This is a genomic window from Actinoplanes subtropicus (assembly GCF_000721705.1).
Classification (GTDB): Bacteria; Actinomycetota; Actinomycetes; order Mycobacteriales; family Micromonosporaceae; genus Actinoplanes; species Actinoplanes subtropicus.
Window position 1 is genome coordinate 22,659 of sequence record NZ_JOJL01000033.1, and the last position, 19,577, is coordinate 42,235.

Annotated in this window: 23 protein-coding genes; 9 read left to right on the top strand and 14 right to left on the bottom strand. The window is 71.7% G+C overall.

Features of this window, described 5'->3' with window-relative positions:
• Nucleotides 1–60: 60 nt before the first annotated feature.
• The gene (locus IH26_RS0138780) at nt 61–846 is read left to right on the top strand and encodes a S1 family peptidase (RefSeq protein ID WP_030441279.1); all 786 of its coding nucleotides are present in this window, start codon (nt 61–63) and stop codon (nt 844–846) included.
• 38 nt (nt 847–884) lie between these two features.
• Nucleotides 885–1,547: a rhomboid family intramembrane serine protease gene (locus IH26_RS0138785; RefSeq protein WP_030441280.1), complete on the top strand. Its 663-nt coding sequence runs from the start codon at nt 885–887 to the stop codon at nt 1,545–1,547.
• Here the strand turns inward: IH26_RS0138785 and IH26_RS0138790 are convergent.
• From IH26_RS0138790 to glpX, 3 genes are read right to left on the bottom strand one after another with little or no spacing between them, the layout of a single operon-like run.
• Nucleotides 1,544–1,945, bottom strand: a complete 402-nt coding sequence (locus IH26_RS0138790; RefSeq protein WP_030441281.1) for a MarR family winged helix-turn-helix transcriptional regulator — start codon at nt 1,943–1,945, stop codon at nt 1,544–1,546. The two genes, IH26_RS0138785 and IH26_RS0138790, sit on opposite strands and share 4 nt — an antisense overlap.
• Complete coding sequence (locus IH26_RS0138795; RefSeq protein ID WP_030441282.1) at nt 1,915–2,778, bottom strand: LLM class flavin-dependent oxidoreductase; 864 nt, start codon at nt 2,776–2,778, stop codon at nt 1,915–1,917. The genes IH26_RS0138790 and IH26_RS0138795 overlap by 31 nt, the downstream gene beginning before the upstream one ends.
• A gap of 37 nt (nt 2,779–2,815) precedes the next feature.
• A complete protein-coding gene (gene glpX / locus IH26_RS0138800) occupies nt 2,816–3,853 on the bottom strand; it encodes a class II fructose-bisphosphatase (RefSeq protein WP_030441283.1) in 1,038 nt (345 codons plus the stop codon).
• Between the two features lie 101 nt (nt 3,854–3,954).
• On the opposite strand from glpX, the gene IH26_RS54515 reads away from it, so the two are divergent.
• The gene (locus IH26_RS54515; RefSeq protein WP_245665886.1) at nt 3,955–4,545 is read left to right on the top strand and encodes a DUF4245 domain-containing protein; all 591 of its coding nucleotides are present in this window, start codon (nt 3,955–3,957) and stop codon (nt 4,543–4,545) included.
• 40 nt (nt 4,546–4,585) lie between these two features.
• Here the strand turns inward: IH26_RS54515 and IH26_RS0138810 are convergent, their stop codons facing one another.
• Genes IH26_RS0138810 through IH26_RS0138825 form a run of 4 tightly spaced genes read right to left on the bottom strand, consistent with a single transcriptional unit; the run spans nt 4,586 to nt 7,156 of the window.
• Nucleotides 4,586–4,795: an exodeoxyribonuclease VII small subunit gene (locus IH26_RS0138810; protein ID WP_030441285.1), complete on the bottom strand. Its 210-nt coding sequence runs from the start codon at nt 4,793–4,795 to the stop codon at nt 4,586–4,588.
• Nucleotides 4,792–6,048 (bottom strand): exodeoxyribonuclease VII large subunit, encoded by a 1,257-nt coding sequence (gene xseA, locus IH26_RS0138815; RefSeq protein ID WP_030441286.1) that lies wholly within the window; start codon nt 6,046–6,048, stop codon nt 4,792–4,794. The genes IH26_RS0138810 and xseA overlap by 4 nt, the downstream gene beginning before the upstream one ends.
• Before the next feature lie 9 nt (nt 6,049–6,057).
• A complete protein-coding gene (locus tag IH26_RS0138820; RefSeq protein ID WP_030441287.1) occupies nt 6,058–6,603 on the bottom strand; it encodes a hypothetical protein in 546 nt (181 codons plus the stop codon).
• Between the two features lie 28 nt (nt 6,604–6,631).
• Nucleotides 6,632–7,156, bottom strand: coding sequence for a hypothetical protein (locus IH26_RS0138825; protein WP_030441288.1), 525 nt, complete (start codon nt 7,154–7,156; stop codon nt 6,632–6,634).
• 97 nt (nt 7,157–7,253) lie between these two features.
• On the opposite strand from IH26_RS0138825, the gene IH26_RS0138830 reads away from it, so the two are divergent.
• Nucleotides 7,254–8,312: a 4-hydroxy-3-methylbut-2-enyl diphosphate reductase gene (locus tag IH26_RS0138830; protein ID WP_084599458.1), complete on the top strand. Its 1,059-nt coding sequence runs from the start codon at nt 7,254–7,256 to the stop codon at nt 8,310–8,312.
• Between the two features lie 79 nt (nt 8,313–8,391).
• Here the strand turns inward: IH26_RS0138830 and IH26_RS0138835 are convergent, their stop codons facing one another.
• Nucleotides 8,392–9,528 (bottom strand): DNA recombination protein RmuC, encoded by a 1,137-nt coding sequence (locus IH26_RS0138835; protein ID WP_030441290.1) that lies wholly within the window; start codon nt 9,526–9,528, stop codon nt 8,392–8,394.
• A gap of 54 nt (nt 9,529–9,582) precedes the next feature.
• Between IH26_RS0138835 and IH26_RS0138840 the strand changes: the two genes are divergently transcribed.
• Nucleotides 9,583–10,374, top strand: coding sequence for a hypothetical protein (locus IH26_RS0138840; RefSeq protein ID WP_030441291.1), 792 nt, complete (start codon nt 9,583–9,585; stop codon nt 10,372–10,374).
• A 113-nt stretch (nt 10,375–10,487) separates the two neighbouring features.
• Here the strand turns inward: IH26_RS0138840 and IH26_RS0138845 are convergent, their stop codons facing one another.
• From IH26_RS0138845 to IH26_RS0138860, 4 genes are all read right to left on the bottom strand, one after another.
• Nucleotides 10,488–11,042: a hypothetical protein gene (locus tag IH26_RS0138845; RefSeq protein WP_030441292.1), complete on the bottom strand. Its 555-nt coding sequence runs from the start codon at nt 11,040–11,042 to the stop codon at nt 10,488–10,490.
• 321 nt (nt 11,043–11,363) lie between these two features.
• Nucleotides 11,364–13,907, bottom strand: coding sequence for a valine--tRNA ligase (gene valS / locus IH26_RS0138850; protein WP_030441293.1), 2,544 nt, complete (start codon nt 13,905–13,907; stop codon nt 11,364–11,366).
• Nucleotides 13,908–13,944: 37 nt separating this feature from the next.
• The gene (locus IH26_RS0138855; protein WP_030441294.1) at nt 13,945–14,445 is read right to left on the bottom strand and encodes a methylated-DNA--[protein]-cysteine S-methyltransferase; all 501 of its coding nucleotides are present in this window, start codon (nt 14,443–14,445) and stop codon (nt 13,945–13,947) included.
• An 80-nt stretch (nt 14,446–14,525) separates the two neighbouring features.
• The gene (locus tag IH26_RS0138860; protein WP_030441295.1) at nt 14,526–15,950 is read right to left on the bottom strand and encodes a DNA-3-methyladenine glycosylase 2 family protein; all 1,425 of its coding nucleotides are present in this window, start codon (nt 15,948–15,950) and stop codon (nt 14,526–14,528) included.
• 100 nt (nt 15,951–16,050) lie between these two features.
• Between IH26_RS0138860 and ychF the strand changes: the two genes are divergently transcribed.
• Together ychF and IH26_RS0138870 are read left to right on the top strand one after the other, a co-directional pair.
• Nucleotides 16,051–17,130 carry a redox-regulated ATPase YchF gene (ychF, locus tag IH26_RS0138865; RefSeq protein WP_030441296.1) on the top strand — a complete coding sequence of 360 codons (1,080 nt, stop codon included), beginning with the start codon at nt 16,051–16,053 and terminating at the stop codon, nt 17,128–17,130.
• Nucleotides 17,131–17,223: 93 nt separating this feature from the next.
• Nucleotides 17,224–17,364 carry a hypothetical protein gene (locus IH26_RS0138870; protein WP_211268829.1) on the top strand — a complete coding sequence of 47 codons (141 nt, stop codon included), beginning with the start codon at nt 17,224–17,226 and terminating at the stop codon, nt 17,362–17,364.
• Between the two features lie 14 nt (nt 17,365–17,378).
• On the opposite strand, the gene IH26_RS0138875 is transcribed toward IH26_RS0138870, so the two are convergent.
• Nucleotides 17,379–17,960 (bottom strand): Uma2 family endonuclease, encoded by a 582-nt coding sequence (locus IH26_RS0138875; RefSeq protein WP_030441298.1) that lies wholly within the window; start codon nt 17,958–17,960, stop codon nt 17,379–17,381.
• Nucleotides 17,961–18,028: 68 nt separating this feature from the next.
• Between IH26_RS0138875 and IH26_RS56500 the strand changes: the two genes are divergently transcribed.
• Nucleotides 18,029–18,484 (top strand): nucleoside 2-deoxyribosyltransferase domain-containing protein, encoded by a 456-nt coding sequence (locus IH26_RS56500; RefSeq protein WP_051809285.1) that lies wholly within the window; start codon nt 18,029–18,031, stop codon nt 18,482–18,484.
• On the opposite strand, the gene IH26_RS0138885 is transcribed toward IH26_RS56500, so the two are convergent.
• Complete coding sequence (locus tag IH26_RS0138885) at nt 18,466–18,921, bottom strand: GNAT family N-acetyltransferase (protein ID WP_030441300.1); 456 nt, start codon at nt 18,919–18,921, stop codon at nt 18,466–18,468. The two genes, IH26_RS56500 and IH26_RS0138885, sit on opposite strands and share 19 nt — an antisense overlap.
• A gap of 65 nt (nt 18,922–18,986) precedes the next feature.
• Between IH26_RS0138885 and IH26_RS0138890 the strand changes: the two genes are divergently transcribed.
• The gene (locus IH26_RS0138890; RefSeq protein ID WP_030441301.1) at nt 18,987–19,577 is read left to right on the top strand and encodes a TetR/AcrR family transcriptional regulator; all 591 of its coding nucleotides are present in this window, start codon (nt 18,987–18,989) and stop codon (nt 19,575–19,577) included.

Sequence of the window (19,577 nt, forward strand, 5' to 3'; positions counted from 1 at the left end):
GCGGAAACGGGCCGCGCGGCGCACACCGCGCGGCCCGTTTTGCTGTGATCAAATGTCCACATGGTCCGAAATATCGCGCTCGTCCTCATTGGTGTCATCGCGAGCGTGGCGGCGGCCTCCGAGGTTCCGGCGAATGCGAGTCCGGTGCCGAGGCCGGTGACCGAGGTCGTCGGCGGGGCCATCGCCCCGCCCGGCAAGTTCCCGTGGATGGTGCGGCTCTCGATGGGCTGCGGCGGAGCCCTGACCGCGCCCCGGGTGGTGCTGACCGCCGGGCACTGCGTCGACGGCACCGGCCCGACCACCGGCATCAAGGTGGTCGCCGGCGCGGTCGACCTCAAGTCCCGCCAGGCGATCGTCGCCCACTCGGTCACCGTGTTCCGCGCCCCCGGCTTCCGGGACGAGACCCGCGGCGACGACTGGGCCCTGATCCGGCTCGACCGCCCGCTCGGCCTGCCCACGCTGCCGCTGGTCCGGGGCGACGTCGGGGAGGGTGAGTTCGTGGTGATGGGGTGGGGACAGACCCGCGAGGACTCGATGCGGCAGGAGCGGAAGCTGCACTACGCGACCGTGCCCACCGTCCCCGACGCCACCTGCGCGGCCGAGTACCGGAAGGCCGGCGTCAAGCTGGTCGCCTCCGAGTCGATCTGCGCCGGCCGGCCGGGCGTGGACACCTGCCAGGGCGACTCCGGCGGCCCGATGGTCGGCCGCGACGCGACCGGCGAGTGGGTCCAGGTCGGCATCGTGAGCTGGGGGCTCGGCTGCGCCCGGGACGGCTATCCGGGCGTCTACACGCAGATCTCCGCGTTCCGCGACGACATCCGCAAGGCCACCCGTAGGCTGAGCTGACCTGGCAGGCGTTGCCGCCGCCTGGAACCATGGGGACCATGAGTTACGGCGGTGCGGACGCTCAGTCAGATGCGACCCGGTTCGGCACGGAGGCGTTCTATGCCGCCCTGGGGCGCGCCTTCGTGACCATGTGCGCGGTCATCCCGTTCCTGTTCCTGATCGAGGCCGTCGACCGGGGCATCGGGCACGGCCGGCTCGACGTGGCCGGCGGCATCATCCCGCACCACCTCGCCGGGCTCGACGGCGTGCTGTTCAGCCCGTTCCTGCACGCCGGCTGGGACCATCTGTACGGCAACGCCGTCCCGCTGATCCTGGTCGGCACGTTCGCGCTGGCCGGCGGCGGGCGGCGGTTCATCTGGTCGACCTTCGTGATCATGCTGGTCAGTGGGCTGGGCGTGTGGTTCGTCGGCGACCCGAACAGCGTGGTGGTCGGCGCCAGCGGCGTCATCTTCGGTTACCTCGGGCTGCTGCTGGCCCGCGGACTGGTCGAGCGCAGTTGGTGGAACCTCGGGGTGGCCGCCTTCATCGGGCTGCTGTATTGGTACCAGCTCTACAACATCCTGCCGACCGACCAGCCGATCTCTTGGCAGGGCCACCTGCTCGGGCTGCTCGGCGGCGTCATCGCGGCGGTCCTGTTCCGGCGGAAGAGGGTCAAGAAGCAGCAGCCGGCGCTCTACACGCCCACGCTCACCGACATCTAATCGCCCAGCAGCCGGCGTAAGAGCCGCTTGAGGTCGTCGGCCTCCTGGCCGGTCAGCAGCGCGTTCTCGATCTCCTGGTAGCGGCGGTTGCCCTCGGCCAGCGTCGTCTCGCCGTCCGGGGTCAGGTGGACCAGGTTGCGCCGCCGGTCGGCCGGGTCCGCGCGGCGCTCCACCAGGCCCTTCCGTTCCAGGGCGTCCACCAGGTCGACCATGGTCGTACGGTCCACGCTCAGCTTGGTCGCCGCCTGTTGCTGGGCCAGCGGCTCGGCGGCGCCCAGCACCGACAGGACGGCCAGCTCGCGACCGTTGATGTTCAGCGGCTCCAGCGCGGCCGCGGTGCGCGCGGCCAGCGCCGACTGAGCGTGTTTCAGGAGGTACCCGAGGCGGTCTTGAAGCACTCTCGCATCCTTGGCAGCAGGGTTCCGACGGCGGCCACGCGGTCGAGGCCACCGCCGCGAGGCATCAGCACCAGGTCGGTGAAGCCCGCCCGCCCGAACGCCCCGACGGCTTCGAGGATCTCATCATCGCTCTCCGGCACGGGGAACTGGACGCCGCGGCGGAGGGTGCCCGGATCGCGGCCGACCGCCTCGCAGTGTTGATTCAATACCCCCATCAAACGGGCCAGGTCGCCGGGCGCGGTGTCGAACGTCGCCGTCAGCCAACCGGTGGCCCGCTCGGCCACGACCCGCAGTCCGCGGCGCTCGCCGTTGCTGGCCAGCCACAACGGCATCGGCTGTTGCACCGGTTTGGGATCGGCCGGTACTTCGAGGAGTTGGTAGTGCTTTCCCGGGAAGGTCGTCACGGGCCGCGTCCAGAGGCTGCGGAGGATCTGGGCGGATTCGTTCAGGCGCTCGACCCGCTCGCGGCCGGACAGGCCGGCCAGCCCGATGGCCGGGTCGATGCCGGGATCGCCGCCGGCACCCAGGCCGAGGTCGAGGCGGCCACCGCTGACGTGGTCCACGGTGGCCGCCATCTTGGCCAGCAGGGCCGGGTGCCGGTAGAGGTTGCTCGACACCAGGGTGCCGACGCGAACCCGCGACGTTGCCTCGGCCATCGCGGCGAGGATGGTCCAAGCCTCGAAGATGTCGCCGCTGCGATCCCGGCCCATCGGGCGCAGGTGGTCGAAGACCCAGCAACTGTCGAAGCCCCCGGCGTCGACCAGGCGCCAGAGTTCGCGATAGTCGCCGATGGTGAAGTGCTGTGGGGACGCTTTCCAGCCGATCGTCAGCATGTTCCTCATGCTAACTGATCATCAGTAGGGCTGACTATCAGATGACCGGCTCACCCATCGGGACCGTCGGCAGGTGGCCGTCGAAGTCGACCGCCGAGTAGAGGGCCAGCTTCTCCAGGCGGTGGTACGAGTCGATCACCCGGATCGTGCCGCTCTTCGACCGCATCACGATCGACTGGGTGTGCGCGCCGCCGGAGCGGTACCGGACCCCCTTCAGCAGATCGCCCGAGGTGACGCCGGTGGCCACGAAGAAGCAGTTGTCGCCGGTGACCAGGTCGTCGGTGGTCAGCACCCGGTCCAGGTCATGGCCGCCGGCCAGCGCCTTCTCCCGCTCGGCGTCGTCCCGCGGCCACAGCTTGGCCTGGATCATGCCGCCCAGGCACTTCAGGGCGCAGGCCGCGGTGATGCCCTCGGGGGTGCCGCCGATGCCCATCAGCACGTCCACATCGGACTCCATCCGCGCGGCCGAGATGGCGCCCGCGATGTCGCCGTCCGAGATGAACTTGATGTTGGCGCCGGCCTGGCGTACCTCCTCGACCAACTGGCCGTGCCGGGGCCGGTCGAGGATGCAGACCGTCACGTCGGAGACGGTCGACCGCTTGGCCTTGGCGATCCGGCGCAGGTTCTCGGCCGTGGGGGCGTTGATGTCGATGACGTCGGCGCAGTCCGGGCCGACCGCGATCTTCTCCATGTAGAAGACGGCGCTCGGGTCGAACATCGCGCCCCGCTCGGCCACCGCCAGAACGCTCACCGAGCCCGGCATGCCCTTGCTCATCAGGGTCGTGCCGTCGATCGGGTCGACCGCCACGTCCACCTCGGGGCCGGTGCCGTCGCCCACCTGCTCGCCGTTGAAGAGCATCGGGGCTTCGTCCTTCTCGCCCTCGCCGATCACCACGGTGCCGCGCATCTGGATCGAATTGATCAGTTTGCGCATGGCGTCGACGGCGGCGCCGTCGCCGCCGTTCTTGTCGCCGCGGCCCACCCAGCGGCCGGCCGCCATGGCGGCGGCCTCGGTCACGCGGACCAGGTCGAGGGCGATGTTGCGGTCGAGATCCTGCGGAAAACGGGCAGGCATAAGTGCGCCTCCTCGCGACGTTGCGGGGCTGGTAGTCCACCGATCCTCACATGCCCGGATGCGCAAAGTCCCGCATCAGCGACATGGTTAACAATGGGTGCGTGGAACCAGCCCCGAGCACCGAGAGCAAAGAGAGCCTGCCGGACGGCGTGCCCACCGAGGAGGCGCCGACCCGGCTCGGCCGCGGGCAGGAGCGCTCGCCGCGGGACATGGTGTTGTCGCTGACCGTGCTGCTGGTGCCGATCGCGCTCCTGCTGGTCTTCTATCGGGTGGTGCTGAGCGGGGACGCGCCGATCACCGTCGATGCCACGCCGACGATCCAGGAGGCGCAGCAGGCGGCCGTCTTCACCGTGGCCGTGCCGCGCGGGCTCGGGAACGACTGGCACACCGCGAGCGCGACCTTCCGGCGGGAGAACGGCGGGGCGACGCTGCGGATCGGCTACGTCGACCCCGGCAAGGAATCGATGCAGTTGATCGAGAGCAGCGTCCCGCCGGACACTCTGCTCCCCGCCGAGCTGGGCAGCGGCGGTAAGGCGCTGGGCAACTACCGTACGCCGGCCGGGGTCTGGCGGGTCTACGACGGACGGCCGGGGGAGACGGCGCTGGTGCTGACCGAGCCGACCCGGACGATCATCGTGGTGGGCAAGGCCGACCGCACGAACCTTCAGACGCTCGCCTCCTCGCTGGCCTGACAGATCGGAAATTCCCGATTCGTCGGCGAGCGATCGCCGGTCAGTCGGTGGCGTCGGCGCGGGCGGCCCGGGCGGCGTCGATCCGCTCCCGGGCGCCGTCCAGCCACCGCTGGCAGACGTCGGCCAGTTTCTCGCCGCGCTCCCACAGGGCGAGCGACTCCTCCAGCGAGCTGCCGCCCTGCTCCAGACGCTCCACCACGCTGGCGAGCTCGGTGCGGGCCTGCTCGTACGACAGGGTGTTGTCGGTCATGTCTTCTCCTCGGCCGATGGATCGGTGTCGGTGACCGTCGCTCGCAGCTCGCCCTCGGCGAGGCGCACGCGGATCGGGTCGTCGCTGTGCACCTCGCCCGCCGCGCGGACCACGTGGCCGTCGGCGCGCTGCACGATCGCGTAACCCCGCTGCAGGGTCGCCGCCGGGGACAGCGCCCGCAGCCGGGCCAGGGTGTGCCGCAGGTCGTCGTCGGCCCGGCGCAGCCGGTGCTCGAGGCTGCGGACCGCCCGCTCGCGCAGCCCGGTCACCTCGGCCGCGCGCTGGTCGACCAGCAGCTCGGGGCGGGCCAGCGAGGGCCGGGACCGCCAGGAGGCGAGCCGATGCTCCTCGCGCTCGATCAGGGTCAGCACCGACCGCTCGATGCGGCGGCGGGCGATGTCGATGAGCTGCCGTTCCTCGGCCAGGTCGGGCACGATGCGCTTGGCCGCATCGGTCGGGGTGGAGGCGCGCAGGTCGGCCACGTAGTCGAGCAGCGGCGCGTCGGTCTCGTGCCCGATCGCGCTGACCACCGGGGTGCGCGCCCCGAAGACCGCCCGGCACAGCGCCTCGTCGGAGAACGGCAGCAGATCTTCCACGCTGCCGCCGCCGCGGGCGATCACGATGACGTCGATGGTCTCGTCGTTGTCCAGCACCTTGAGCGCGTCGATGATCTGCGGCACGGCGGTGGGGCCCTGGACCGGCACATTGATCACCCGGAAATCGACGGCCGGCCAGCGGCGCCGGGTATTCATCAGCACATCCCGCTCGGCGGCGCTGGCCCGGCCGGTGATCAGGCCGATCCGCTGCGGCAGGAACGGCAGCCGGCGCTTGCGCTCGCGGGCGAACAGGCCCTCGGCGGCGAGGTGCTTTTTCAGCCGCTCCAGCCGGGCCAGCAGCTCGCCCAGGCCGACCTGGCGAATCTCGTCGGCGCGCAGGCTGAGCGTGCCGCGGGCCGGGTAGAACTCCGGCTTGGCGTGCAGCGTGACCCGGGCACCCTCGGCCAGCTCGGGGGCGCCGGCGTCGAGCACGTCGCGGTGGGCGGTGACGGTGAGGCTGAGATCGGCCGAGGGGTCGCGCAGCGTCAGGAACACCACCGACGAGCCGGGGCGGCGACTGATCTGGGCGACCTGGCCGTCGACCCAGACCCAGCCGAGCTTGGCTATCCAGGCGCCGACCTTCTGACTGACGACGCGGACCGGCCAGGGCTCGTCGGCGGTGCTCTTCGGCGTCGCGGTCGGCTCGGGCTCACTCACCGGGCCAGATTACGGAAGACCCCCGACATTCTCGTCGTCCGCCACCTCGGCCCGCTGTTCGGCGTGGCCGGCGCTCGGGGTGACCGGCCGCTCGGGACGGGGCGCGGGCGGCGGCGCCGGCCACAGCTGAGCGAGCGCGACCAGCGGAAACAGGCCGACGAGGAGCCAGAAGAGCAGATCGGCGAACGCTCGCCACGGGTCGAGATGACCGGCGGCGAGGAAGGCGAGCGGAAAGCCGTGCGGATGGGCGTAACCGGAAAGGCGACAGCACACCGCGGGCGACCCGCCCGGCAGGGTGGAGATCAGCAGGCCGAGCGCGGTGACCGCGGCGCCGGCCAGGTAGCCGATCGGCCGCGGGCGCCGGACCATCGGCCGGAACGCCAGCAGCGCCAGCCCGCCGAGCAGCAGCACGGCCTGGTAGAGCACGTACCGCGCGTCGTCGAAGCCCATCAGCAGGCCGAGCCCGCCGAGCGCCACGCAGCACCAGCCGGCCAGCAGCCGCGCCACGATCAGGAACGAGGCCAGCGGACCGAGATCTACCGGCTCGTCGTCCATGCGACCGAGTATCGCCGCAAAGGGCCGGTTACCGGCGGCTTTCTTGCGCTTTACGCTGGATCAGCACGGCGACAACCACAAAGATCATTCCCACGTACGCCCAGAACAACAGGTTCGTGGCGAGCGAGATGAGGTCGAGCGTCCAGTTCGCGGAGCGGGCCAGCCGCTCGGCCGTCGCCGCGTCCTCGGCGATCGCGCCCCGCTGCACCCAGGCGACCGGGAAGCCGCGGTCGGCGATGTAGGCGTACTCCCCGACCCGCACCGTCCCGCGGGCGAGCCCAGCCGCCGCCCCCGCGATCGCCACCATGGCCATCACGATCGCGGTGACCAGCCTCGGCAGCCGGATCCGGTGCGGCATGAGCAGCACCAATCCGGCGGCCGCGAAGACCGCGCCAACCGTCAGGTCGACCGCCGCGCTCGGGCTGTGCACCGTGACCAGAATCCAGGTCACGCCGCAGACCAGGGACAACGCGCCAAGCAGCCAGCGGGCCGTCCGACCGGCCGCGGCCCACCGCGAGGGCGCCTTCTCATCGATCATCGTCTCGTCCACCACCGCACGAGTATGCCGCAGTCCACCGACTGCTCCGCCGGCCCCGAAGGGGCCCGGGTTCTCCGTGCCGTCCGTAGGACCAGGCGCCGGTGGCGGCACTGTGGCGCATCTCGCAGGTGGGCGGGGCCCGGAGGGCGGCACGTACCATGGCCGGGTGAGCGAACCTCGTAAGCGTGTGTTGCTGGCCAAGCCGCGCGGCTACTGTGCCGGCGTCGACCGGGCGGTGCAGACCGTCGAGGAGGCGTTGAAGCTCTACGGCGCGCCGGTCTACGTACGCAAGCAGATCGTGCACAACAAGCACGTGGTGAGCACCCTCGAGGCCCGCGGCGCGATCTTCGTGGAGGAGAACGAGGAGGTCCCCGAGGGGTCCATCGTCGTCTTCTCGGCGCACGGCGTCGCCCCCGAGGTGCACGAGCAGGCGCGCACCCGCAACCTCAAGGCGATCGACGCGACCTGCCCGCTGGTCACCAAGGTGCACCACGAGGCGAAACGCTTCGCGAACGACGACTACGACATCCTGCTCATCGGCCACGAGGGCCACGAGGAGGTCATCGGCACCTCCGGCGAGGCCCCGGCGCACATCCAGCTGGTCGACGGGCCCGATGCGGTCGACAAGGTCGTCGTGCGCGACCCGGCCAAGGTGGTCTGGCTGTCGCAGACCACGCTCTCGGTCGACGAGACCATGGAGACGGTGGCCCGGCTCAAGACCCGGCTGCCGCTGCTGCAGTCGCCGCCCAGCGACGACATCTGCTACGCCACCCAGAACCGCCAGCACGTGGTGAAGGAGATCGCCCCCGACTGCGACGTGGTGATCGTCGTCGGCTCGAAGAACTCGTCGAACTCGGTGCGCCTGGTCGAGGTGGCGGTCGACGCCGGGGCCAAGGCGGGCTACTTGGTCGACTACGCCTCCGAAATCCAGGACGAGTGGCTCGCCGAGGCCACCACCGTCGGGGTCTCCTCGGGCGCGAGCGTGCCGGAAGACCTGGTCATGGAGGTGCTGGCGCACCTCGCATCACGCGGCTTCGGCGAGGTCACCGAGTACACCACCGCCGAGGAGCGGCTGACCTTCTCCCTGCCCCAGGAGCTGCGCCGCGACATGAAAGCTGAGTCGGCTGGCTCCGCTTCGCTCCGCGGGCGATCGCCGCTTCGGGGCCGATGAGGAGGCAGCCGATTCCCGGCACCGCAAACCCCGCGGCGACGGAAATCGGCTGCCTCCTCATCGGCGGGGCGATCGCGGCTCAGCTGAGCTCGGGCGCCTGAGGCTGACGCGGGGCCACCTCGACCTGCGGCGGCGCCGGCATCTCTTCCCGGGAGACGCCCATTTCGGCGAGCTTGCGGGCGCTGACCAGCACTCGCGATTCCAGAGAGCCAACCGCTTTGTTGTACGCCGTGACCGCCCCGCCCAGCGCCGTCCCGAGCTTGCCGACGTGGTCGCCGAGGGTGGCCAGCCGCGCGTACAGCTCGCGGGCCAGGGCATGCACCTCCAGCGCGTTGCGGGCCAGCTCCTCCTGCCGCCAGGAATACGCCACCGTCCGCAGCATCGCCACCAGCGTCGCCGGGGTGGCCAGCACGACATTGCGCCGGAACGCGTGCTCCATCAGCGTCGGGTCGTGCCGCAGCGCCGCGTCCAGGAACGGGTCGGCCGGGACGAACAGGACCACGAAGTCGGGGGAGGGCTCGAAGGCGGCCCAATACTCCTTCGCCGAGAGCGCGTCGACATGCCCGCGCAGGTGCCGGGCGTGCTGGTCGAGGGACGCCTCCCGGGTGCGCTCGTCGCGCGCCTCGGCGGCGGCCAGGTAGCCCTCCAGCGGCGCCTTGGCGTCGACCACCACGCTGCGGCCGCCGTGCAGCCGGACCACCAGGTCGGGCCGGACCACGCCGCCCTCGTCGTCGACCGCGGTGACCTGCTCGGCGAAGTCGCAATGCTCCAGCAGGCCGGCCGCCTCGACCACGCGGCGCAGCTGGTGCTCGCCCCAGCGGCCCCGCACCTGCGGCGCCCGCAACGCCGCCACCAGCTGTTTCGTCTCGGTACGCAGTTCGCCCGAGACGGCGCCCATCTGCCGCACCTGCTCGCGGAGCTCGGCATAGGCATCCACCCGCTCGCGCTCGAGCTGGGCCACCCGCTGCTCGTAGCGGCGCAGCGTGTCGTGCAGCGGGGCGACGGCCAGGGCCACCGCTTCCTGCGACTGGGCGGCCGACTCGTACGACAGGGCGCGCATGGACTGCTCCAGCCGCTCCTCGCCGTCGCGGTGGGCCTGGACGGTGGCCTCGAGCCGGGCGATGTCGGCCGCCGCCCGCTGCCGGGCCCAGAGCCAGCCGACGGCGGCGCCGGCCGCCAGACAGAGGAGCACCACGGCCAGCGTCGAAACGGTCACAACCGGCAGATTGCCAGATCGGTACGACAAGAACCGCGAGGGTACCGTGGGGACATGAGCGTGTTGCTGATCTTGGCCATCGTCATCGTCGTCCTTTTGGTGGTCATGATCGCGCGTCGCAATGGCGCCGCGAGCCAGCAGAGCAGCCTCGAGGACGCGCGCGCCGACGCCCAGCGGTGGTATGAGCGGCTCGGCGGCCAGCTGATGAATCTGCACGGCGACGACGCCGCCGCCCGGCAGGCCCTGGCCGACGCGGGCGAGCGCTACAACGCGGCCGGCGGCCAGTTGCAGCAGGCGAAGACCGTGCACCAGTTCGCGCTGGCCCGCGAGTCGGCGCTGGAGGGCCTGACTTACGTGCGGGCGGCCCGGGTGGCGATGGGCCTCGACCCCGGCCCCGACCTGCCGCCGCTCTCCACCGCGCAGGGCGTCGGCCAACTGACCCGCGAGCGCAAGGTCACCGTGCAGGGCCAGCAGTACAAGGCCGGCCCGCAGCCCGGGGCCGACACGCCGTACTACTACCCCGGCGGCCGGGTGCAGGGCCGTCCGGTGCCGGCCGGGTGGTATTCGACGCCGGTGTGGAAGACGGCGCTCGGTGCCGGGGCCGGCGTGCTCGGCGGCATGCTGATCTTCGACGCGCTGTTCTCGCCGGGCTTCGGCGACATGGGCTACGGCGACGGCTACCAGGACGGCTTCCAGGACGCCGCGCAGGACTTCGGCGGCGACGGCGGCGCCGACGGCATGTACGACGCGAGCAACCTCGACAACGGCGGCTACGACGGTGGCCAGGACTTCGGCGGCTTCGACGGCGGCGATTTCGGCGGCGGCGACTTCGGGGGCGACTTCTGAGCCGGGGCGTCCCGGACGGGGTCTGCTAGCCGGCTGCGAGGCCCGGCTCAGAAGTCGGGGGCCTTCCGGACGGGGGTCCGGGTCGAAGGCGAGGCTGCGGGCGATCGCGTCTGCTAGGCGGCCGGCTTCTCCGGTGGGAGGTGCCGGGCCAGCTCACGCCGCAGGGCGCGGGGGCCCGGCCACACCTCGGAGAGGTCGGCGGTGAAGGCCGGCCCCTCGGCGGTCTCGGTCATCGCCGGCCCGCCCGGCCCGTCCCCCTGCACCGGGTGCACCCGGTCCAGGTCGAGCGGGGTGACCTCGAGGATCGAGCGGATGCCCTGCCGGCGCACCTGCACGTGGGCGATGTCCGGCCAGGCCAGCAGGATCGGGTCGCTGTCCTGGGCGGCCACCTCGAGCCCGCCCGACGAGATCCGGATCCAGGTCTTCAGCGCGCCCCGGGTCGACCAGGCGTAGAGGCCGGCCGCCACGATGCTGACCGCCCCGGCCTGCAGGGCGGTCTGCCACCACGGGTTGCCGGTGCCGCCGGTCAGCAGCACGGCCAGCGGCGACACCGCGCCGAACGAGATCATCAGCAGGCCGAAGACGGCGGCGAACGTCCGCCACGGCGAGGACCGGAACAGCACGGTGTCGGCGGCGGGCGCCTCCACCTGCTCGGGCGCGATCGACATGCCCTTCATGCTGCCCGGCCGACGAGGCCGGGACCGGCGTTTTGGCCGGTCCCGGCCACCGCTTCGGGCCCGACCCGGCGGCGGGGCCGACCCGGCGGCGGGGCCGACCCGGCGGCGGGGCCGACCCGGCGGCGGGGCCGACCCGGCGGCGGGGCCGACCCCAGCGGCGGGGCCGACCCCAGCGGCGGGGCCGACCCGGCGGCGGGGCCGACCCCGGCGGCGGGGCCGACCCCAGCGGCGGGGCCGACCCGGCGGCCGGCTGCGTCGCGCGGGCCAGATTGAGGGCGGGCCGGATCGAGGGCGGGCCGGATCGAGGGCGGGTCAGAAGGCGCAGGCGATGACCAGCTCGGGCGTCCGGTCGGGGAGCCGGTCGAGCTTGCCGATCCGGCCGGCCGCCTTCAGGTCGCCCTCGATCAGGGCGAGCCGGTCGAGCAGCGCCGCCGGGCCGAGCGCCTCGGCCAGCGGCACCTCGGCCTTCATCGACAGCTTCCGGTCCGATTTCGCCTTGCGGACCTGGCGCAGCGCCTCGCCGGCCAGCTCCAGCAGGCTCTCGTCACCGTCGGGCGCGACCCGGGTCAGCTCGTACCGGGTCGGCCAGGTCGAGCGGTGCACCGAGCCGTACCGCCACCACGACCACACCTCCTCCGTCACGTACGGCAGGACCGGCGCGAACAACCGCAGCAGCACCGACAGCCCGGCAGCCAGCGCGGCGCGGGCCGAATCGCCCGCCGGACCGGATGCGTACGCCCGCTCCTTGACCAGCTCGATGTAGTCGTCGCAGAACGTCCAGAAGAACGCCTCGGTGACCTGCAGCGCCTCGGTGTGGTCGTAGCGGTCGAACGCCTCGGTGGCCGCGCTGACCACGCCGGCCAGCCGGGCCAGCATGGCCTGGTCGATCGGCTCGGTCACCGGCTGCCGCAGCGACCCGGCCGCGCCCAGTCCGAGTGCGAACTTCGACGCGTTGAGCAGCTTGGTCGCCAACCGCCGGCCGACCTTGATCTGGGCCGGGTCGTAGGCCAGGTCGGCGCCCGGCCGGCCGTTCGCCGCCCAGTACCGCACCGCGTCCGAACCGTTCTGCTCGAGCAGGTCGAGCGGGGTGACCACGTTGCCCTTGGACTTGGACATCTTCTTGCGGTCGGGGTCGAGGATCCAGCCGGAGAGGACCGCATTGCGCCACGGCAGCACGCCGTTTTCCAGGTCGGCGCGCAGGACCGTGCAGAACAGCCAGGTCCGGATGATCTCGTGGGCCTGCGGCCGGAGGTCCATCGGGAAAACCCGCCGGAAGAGATCATCGTCGTCGTGCCAGCCGCCGACGATCTGCGGGGTCAGCGACGAGGTGGCCCAGGTGTCCATGACATCCGGGTCGGCCGTGAAACCGCCGGGGACGTCGCGCTGGGACTCGTCGAAGCCGGGCGGACACTCCGAGGACGGGTCAACCGGCAGTGCTGATCCGTCCGGTATGAGAAGCTGGCCGTAATCCGGTTCGCCAGCGTCGTCGAGCCGGTACCACACCGGGATCGGGACGCCGAAGAAGCGCTGCCGGCTGATCAGCCAGTCCCCGGTCAGGCCGGTGACCCAGTGCTCGTACCGGTGTCGCATGTGCTCCGGGAACCAGCGCAGCTCGCGTCCCCGAGCCAGCATCCGCTCTCGCAGCTCGGGCTCGCGCCCGCCGTTGCGGATGAACCACTGCCGGCTGGTGACGATCTCGAGCGGTGAGTCGCCCTTCTCGTAGAACTTGACCGGGTGGGTGATCGGCCGGGGCTCGCCGATCAGATCGTCCGCCTCGCGCAGCAGCCGGACGATCTCGCGCCGGGCCGCGTTGACGGTGAGGCCGGCGAACGGCTCGTAGGCCGCCGCGGAAACCCCGGCCGGGCGGTCCGGCAGGAACCGGCCGTCGCGGCCGAGCACGACCCGGGTTTCCAGCCGCAGGTCACGCCACCAGGTGACGTCGGTGAGGTCGCCGAACGTGCAGACCATCGCGATGCCGGTGCCCTTGTCCGCCGCGGCGAGCGGGTGCTCGTACACCGGGACCTCGACGTCGAAGAACGGCGTCTTGACCGTCTTGCCGACCAGGTGCCGATAGCGCTCGTCGCCCGGGTGGAAGACCAGCGCGACGCAGGCGGGCAGCAGTTCCGGCCGGGTGGTGTCGATCTCGACCGGGCCGTCCGGGCCGTGGAAGCGGAGCTTGTGGTACGCGCCGGGGCGCTCCCGATCCTCCAGCTCCGCCTGGGCGACCGCGGTGCGGAAGCCGACGTCCCACAGGGTCGGGGCCTCGGCCGTATACGCCTCGCCGCGCGCCACGTTGTCGAGGAAGAAGCGCTGCGAGACGGCGCGGGCCCGCTCCCCGATCGTGGTGTAGGTCAGTCCCCAGTCGACGGACAGCCCGAGCATGCGCCAGAGCGCCTCGAACGCCTTCTCGTCCTCAGCGGTCAGCTCGGCACAGATCTCGACGAAATTCCGCCGGGAGACGGAGATCGGCTCCTTCGGCGGGGTGGCCGGCGGCCGCCAGGCCGGGTCGTAGGGCAGCGACGGGTCGCACCGGATGCCGTAGCGGTTCTGCACCCGGCGCTCGGTGGGCAGGCCGTTGTCGTCCCAGCCCATCGGGTAGAAGACGGTCTTGCCGCGCATCCGCTGGAACCGCGCGACCGTGTCGGTGTGCGTGTACGAGAAGACATGCCCCATGTGCAGCTCGCCCGATACGGTCGGCGGAGGCGTGTCGATGGCATATACATCCGAGCGCTCCTTCGAGCGGTCGAACGTATACGTCCCCTCCTCCTGCCAGCGGCGCGACCACTTGCCCTCGAGCCCGTCCAGCGACGGCCGCTCGGGGAGACCGGCGCGCGCGGTCATACCCGTATCAGTCATGCGCAGAATGCTACGGGCGTCGGCCACGACGAGCCCGTCAATTCCGGTCGGCCTCGAATTTCAGCAGCCAGCGTTTGACGTCGAGGCCCCAGCGGTAGCCGCCGAGCGAGCCGTCGAGCCGCAGCACCCGGTGGCACGGGGTGAACAGGGCCACCGGGTTGCGCGCGCAGGCCGCCGCGGCCGCCCGGATCGCCGCGGGGCGGCCGGCCATGCGGGCGAACTCCGAGTAGGTCACCGGGCTGCCCGGCTTGATGTCGCGCATCACCTGCCAGGCATACGACATGAACTCGCCGCCGGTGTGCTGCTCGACGGCCACCGCGTCGAGCGCGGCCAGGTCACCGTCGAGATAGGAACGCACCTGGGCGGCGGCCGGGCCCACGTCGTCGGCCGGCTCCGCATCGCTGGCCAACGACGAGTGGATCAGCGGGAGCAACTCGTCGACCTCGGCGGTGAAGCCGGCGGCGCGCACCGCGCCGGACGGGCCGGCCACGATCGTCAGCGGGCCGGCCGGGGTCTCCATGGTCTGGTACTTCAACATCGCTTACCTCCAGGGGGTTGGGGCACAGCCTGGCCCGTCGCGGCCGGCCGCGCTCGACTTTCTCGGCGCCTGTGGATAACTCAGGAGGCGCGCCACAGGCGGATCAACGCGTACGATCGCCAGGGCCGCCACCGCTCGGCGTGCCGTTCGAGGGCCTTCGGTGTGGCGGGCAGGCCCAGCGCGGCGGCGCCCCGGCGCACCGCCAGATCGGTCGGCAGGAAGACATCCGGGTCGCCGATCGCGCGCATCGCCACGTAACCGGCGGTCCACGCCCCGATCCCGGGCAGCTCCATCAGCCGGGCCACCGATTCCTCCCGGTCGGCGCCGGGTTCCAGGTCGATCTTCCCGTCGGCGACCGCCTCGGCCAGCCGCCGGATCGTCTCGCGCCGGGCGGCGGGCATGCCGAACGCCGAGTCGGGCAGGTCGGCGACCGCTCGGGCGGCCGGGAAGCCGACCAGCTGAGATCCGTCGAAACCGCCGGCCGCGCGGATCATCCGGGTCAGCGTGGTGCGCGCGCCCGCCACGCTGACCTGCTGCCCCACGATCGCGCGCACGGCCATCTCGAAGCCGTCCACCGCTCGGGGTACCCGTACACCCGGCTCGGTTTTGATCGAAGCGCTCAGCGCGACGTCCGCACCCAGCGTGGCATCGACGGCGTCGGGGTCGGCATCCAGATCGAAGAGCCGCCGGCAGCGGGCCACGGCCGGCGCCAGATCGCGCACGTCGGTCAGCCGCAGCGACGCGGAGACCCAGCGGTCGGCCGGGGTGAGCGCGGCCGTCGCGCTGCCGTGCGGCAAAACCAGACCGCGGCGGTACGTGTTTCCCGACCGTTCCTCCACACCCGGCAACGCCCGCTGGTCCAGGAAGTCGAGCAGCGCCGGAATATGCAGCGGCGACCGATAGGCGAGCCGGAGGCTGATGGTGCCGGCCTCGGCCGCCCGGACCGGGCGACGCTCGCGCAGTTGCGAGGGCGGCTGCGCGTACACCTCCTGAATGGTGTCGTTGAATTGCCGCACGCTGCCGAAGCCCGACGCGAACGCGATCTCCGCGAGGCCGAGGTCGGTGGTCTCGATCAGGATGCGCGCGGTCTGCGCCCGTTGTGCCCGGGCCAGCGCCAGCGGACCGGCCCCCAGTTCGGCGGTGAGCATCCGGTTGAGGTGCCGCTCGGTGTAGCCCAGTCGGCTCGCGAGGCCGGGCACGCCCTCCCGGTCCACCACGCCGTCGCCGATCAGCCGCATCGCCCGGCCGACCAGGTCGGCCCGCACGTCCCACTCGGGGGAGCCGGGCGCGGCATCCGGCCGGCAGCGCTTGCAGGCGCGGAAGCCGGCCCGCTGGGCGGCGGCCGCGGACGGGTAGAACGTGACGTTCTCCCGCTTCGGGGTGATCGCCGGGCAGGACGGGCGGCAGTAGATTCCCGTGCTGGTCACGGCGGTGAAGAACCAGCCGTCGAAGCGCTGGTCCCGGCTGTCCACGGCTCGGTAGCACCGTTCGAAGTCCAGTTCCATGCCGTCGAGTCTGCTCGTATTGTTAATAGAGCGCTGGCGGGATTCGGACATGACCGTCGACCCGGGGCCGGCCTCGGGCCGTTGCGTAGACTGGGCTTCCGTGAGCCTCACCATCGGAATCGTCGGCCTGCCGAACGTCGGCAAGAGCACCCTGTTCAATGCCCTGACCAAGAACGACGTGCTCGCCGCGAACTACCCGTTCGCGACGATCGAGCCGAACGTCGGCGTGGTCGGGCTGCCCGACGAGCGCCTGGCGAAGCTCGCCGAGCTGTTCGGCAGCGAGAAGGTGATCCCCGCGCCGGTCAGCTTCGTCGACATCGCCGGGCTGGTCCGCGGCGCGTCGAAGGGCCAGGGCCGGGGCAACGCGTTCCTCGCGAACATCCGCGACGCGTCCGCGATCTGCCAGGTGGTGCGCGCCTTCTCCGACCCGAACGTGCTGCACGTCGACGGCAAGGTCTCGCCCGCCGACGACATCGAGACGATCAACACCGAGCTGATCCTGGCCGACCTGCAGACGGTCGAGAAGGCGCTGCCCCGCCTGCAGAAGGAGGCGAAGCTCAAGAAGGACCGGGCGCCGGTGGTGGCCGCGGCCGAGGCCGCGTTCAAGCTGCTCAACGACGGGGTGACGCTGTACGCCGGCGGGCAGGAGATCGACCTCGGCCTGCTCGCCGAGCTGCACCTGCTGACCACCAAGCCGTTCCTGTACGTGTTCAACGTCGACGAGGCGGAGCTCAACAACGCGGCCTTCCTCGACGAGCTGCGGGCCCTGGTCGCCCCGGCCGAGGCGGTGTTCATGGACGCCAAAATCGAGTCGGAGCTGATCGACCTGCCGCCCGAGGAGGCGATGGAACTGCTCGAGTCGACCGGCCAGACCGAGCCGGGCCTCAACCAGCTGATCCGGGTCGGCTTCGACACGCTCGGCCTGCAGACGTACCTGACCGCGGGCCCGAAGGAGGCACGCGCCTGGGTGATCCCGGTCGGCGCGACGGCCCCCGAGGCGGCCGGCGTCATCCACAGCGACTTCCAGCGCGGCTTCATCAAGGCCGAGATCGTCAGTTACGACGACTTGATGGCGGCCGGCTCCATGGCCGCGGCGAAGGCGGCGGGAAAGGTCCGGATGGAGGGCAAGGACTACGTCATGAAGGACGGGGACGTGGTGGAGTTCCGCTTCAACGTCTGAGGCGGTAACACCGAAGTATGGTTGCCGTATGGCGAGGACGAAGAAGGTCACGATCACGCTGCCGGCCGAGCTGGTCTCTTGCAGGAGGCCGGGATGCACGGGCACAAGTACGCCATCGACGCCATGGTTGCCGAGGTCGCACTGCGGCTGCCGGGACCAGTGGTCGTTCTGACATCCGACGTCGACGACATGGTCGGGCTGTGCGGGCGACGGGTTCGGGTCGTCGGGCTGTAAGCTGGCTCTCCGGCTCAGCGCTTGCGGCCGGGAACCAGTCCATCCAGGTCGAGCTCGATCGCGAACGGCTTCGTGGTGTGCAACTCGTGGCGGTGGATTCCGGTCGCCACGTACGACCGAGTGGGATCGTCGAGCTCGTAAGCGTGGATTACGGGTGATCCGTCCTCATTCTCGATGCGCCAGTAATTCGGGATGCCGGCCTCCGCGTACTTCCGCACCTTGACGTTGCGGTCACGGTGCGCCGACTCCGGCGAGACCACTTCCACGATCAGAAGGGTCTCTTCCGGTGTGTAAAAGGTGCGGGAAGGATCGTAGGGCGCTTTTGCGGCCAGGAGATCGGGCTCGGGGCGATTCCATTTGTCGAGTCGGATGGTGATCTCTCGGTCGACCTCGATGCCTGCTGGTGCCTGGTCCGTCAGGGAGTTGACCAGCGCGGTGATCATCCGGGCGTGCCAGACCTGCTGGGGGGACATCATGAAGACGAGGGCTCCATCGATCAGCTCGGTGTGACGTGGCGCTTCGGGAAGGTGGTCGAGGTCGTCGGAGTGCCAGCCCTCCGGGCGAGGCGGCCGCATCCACTCGGGCACCGCAGTCATGCCGTCACCGTAGCATTCGGTAACGGGTGGCTGGCCTTTGCCGATATCGATCTCACGAGGGAAATGCGATGACTGTGGTGGTCGCACCGGAACGGCCGGCGGCGGCGCGGCCGGGGATCTTCCTGGCTGGCGGGATCAGTGGGGTGGGTGACTGGCAGCGGCGGGCGATCGAGCACCTGCGAGACGCGTGGCCGACCGTCTACAACCCCCGCCGTGAGATCTTCCCCATGAGTGACGACGGCGAGGGCGCCCGGCAGATCCGCTGGGAGTTCGAGCAGCTCGCGGCGGCCGACGCGATCCTCTTCTGGTTCTCGTTCGAGACTACGCAACCGATCGTGCTGTACGAGTTGGGCCGGTGGGCCGCCTCGGCCAAGCCGCTCGCGGTCGGCGCCGATCCGGGCTACGAGCGCCGATTCGACGTCGTGCAGCAGCTCGCGCTCGCCCGGCCCGGCCTGACCGTCCACGCCGACCTGGCGTCGACCTGCGCCGCCGCCAATAAGCTGGCTCAGAGCGCGCGCTCGTAGCAGAGCGACAAGTCCGACCCGACGTAGGCGCCGTAGAGGGGGATGGGCCGGTAGCCCTCCCGCTCGTAGAAGCGGATCGCGTCCGGCTGGGCCGGCCCCGTCTCCAGGCGGAGCGTGGTCCAGCCGCGGGCGCGGGCCTTCTCCTCCAAGCCGCGCAGCAGGGCCGCGGCCACGCCGGAGCCGCGGCTCGCCGGTTCGACGTACATGCGCTTGACCTCGGCGCACCGGCCGTCGAGCCGGCGGAGGGCGGCGCAGCCGATGGCCCGGCCCGAGGCGGTCACCGCGACCAGGAAGACGTCGATGTCCGCGGCCGAGGGGGTGGCGCCCGGCTCGTGGTCGTCGCTGCCGTAGCGCGCGTCCAACTCGACGCGCTGGGCCGTCCGCAGGGCCTCGCCGGCCGCGTCGTCCCAGGCGCGTTCCTCGATCGTCCAGGTCATCGGGCGCCTCCTTGTCGTAACGAGCGTTACGGTAACATCCGTTACGGATACGGAAGGGGAGACGCGTGTCACGGACGGCGGACCGGCCCGCTCAGGAGGAGGCGCTCTCCCGGGCGGTCTGGGAGGTCCTGGCCCACCAGGGCCTGGAACGGCTCACGGTGCGCGCGGTGGCGGCCGCGGCCGGGTGCACGACCGGGCTGGTCATGCACCGCTTCCCGAACCGCCGGGCGCTGCTGCGGCACGCCCGCGAACTGCTGCACGAGACCTCGCGCCGCCGCGTCGAGGCGCTCGAGGCGGCGGCCGGCTCGCCGCGAGAGGCGCTGCGGGCGGTGCTCCGGCAGGGCCTCGCGATCGACCGGGAGGCGATCAACGGGAGCGTGGTGTGGATCGGCTTCCTCGCCGCCGCGTTCGCCGACGACGAGCTGATCGAGATCCACCGGCGTAACAACCGGCTGTGGCGCGAACGCCTGGAACGCCTGGTCGGCGCGGCCGCCCCGGAGTGGCCGGCCGCGCGGGTGGCCACGGTGGCGCTGGCCCTGAGCGCCATGGTCGAGGGCGCGGCGGCCTTCGCGGCGGCCGACCCGGCGGCGTACCCGGCCGCGGCCCAGGAGCGGATGCTGGACGCCGCCCTGGGCTCCCACGGCCTGGCCGCCTGA

Bases quoted from the DNA above. Each gene is read 5' to 3' on its own strand.
- IH26_RS0138780 (WP_030441279.1), top strand. From the start codon at position 61: ATGGTCCGAAATATCGCGCTCGTCCTCATTGGTGTCATCGCGAGCGTG.
- IH26_RS0138785 (WP_030441280.1), top strand. From the start codon at position 885: ATGAGTTACGGCGGTGCGGACGCTCAGTCAGATGCGACCCGGTTCGGC.
- IH26_RS0138795 (WP_030441282.1), bottom strand. From the start codon at position 2,778: ATGCTGACGATCGGCTGGAAAGCGTCCCCACAGCACTTCACCATCGGC.
- glpX (WP_030441283.1), bottom strand. From the start codon at position 3,853: ATGCCTGCCCGTTTTCCGCAGGATCTCGACCGCAACATCGCCCTCGAC.
- IH26_RS0138810 (WP_030441285.1), bottom strand. From the start codon at position 4,795: ATGACCGACAACACCCTGTCGTACGAGCAGGCCCGCACCGAGCTCGCC.
- IH26_RS0138820 (WP_030441287.1), bottom strand. From the start codon at position 6,603: ATGGACGACGAGCCGGTAGATCTCGGTCCGCTGGCCTCGTTCCTGATC.
- IH26_RS0138840 (WP_030441291.1), top strand. From the start codon at position 9,583: ATGAGCGTGTTGCTGATCTTGGCCATCGTCATCGTCGTCCTTTTGGTG.
- IH26_RS0138845 (WP_030441292.1), bottom strand. From the start codon at position 11,042: ATGTCGATCGCGCCCGAGCAGGTGGAGGCGCCCGCCGCCGACACCGTG.
- valS (WP_030441293.1), bottom strand. From the start codon at position 13,907: ATGACTGATACGGGTATGACCGCGCGCGCCGGTCTCCCCGAGCGGCCG.
- IH26_RS0138855 (WP_030441294.1), bottom strand. From the start codon at position 14,445: ATGTTGAAGTACCAGACCATGGAGACCCCGGCCGGCCCGCTGACGATC.
- IH26_RS0138860 (WP_030441295.1), bottom strand. From the start codon at position 15,950: ATGGAACTGGACTTCGAACGGTGCTACCGAGCCGTGGACAGCCGGGAC.
- IH26_RS0138870 (WP_211268829.1), top strand. From the start codon at position 17,224: ATGCACGGGCACAAGTACGCCATCGACGCCATGGTTGCCGAGGTCGCA.
- IH26_RS0138875 (WP_030441298.1), bottom strand. From the start codon at position 17,960: ATGACTGCGGTGCCCGAGTGGATGCGGCCGCCTCGCCCGGAGGGCTGG.
- IH26_RS56500 (WP_051809285.1), top strand. From the start codon at position 18,029: ATGACTGTGGTGGTCGCACCGGAACGGCCGGCGGCGGCGCGGCCGGGG.
- IH26_RS0138885 (WP_030441300.1), bottom strand. From the start codon at position 18,921: ATGACCTGGACGATCGAGGAACGCGCCTGGGACGACGCGGCCGGCGAG.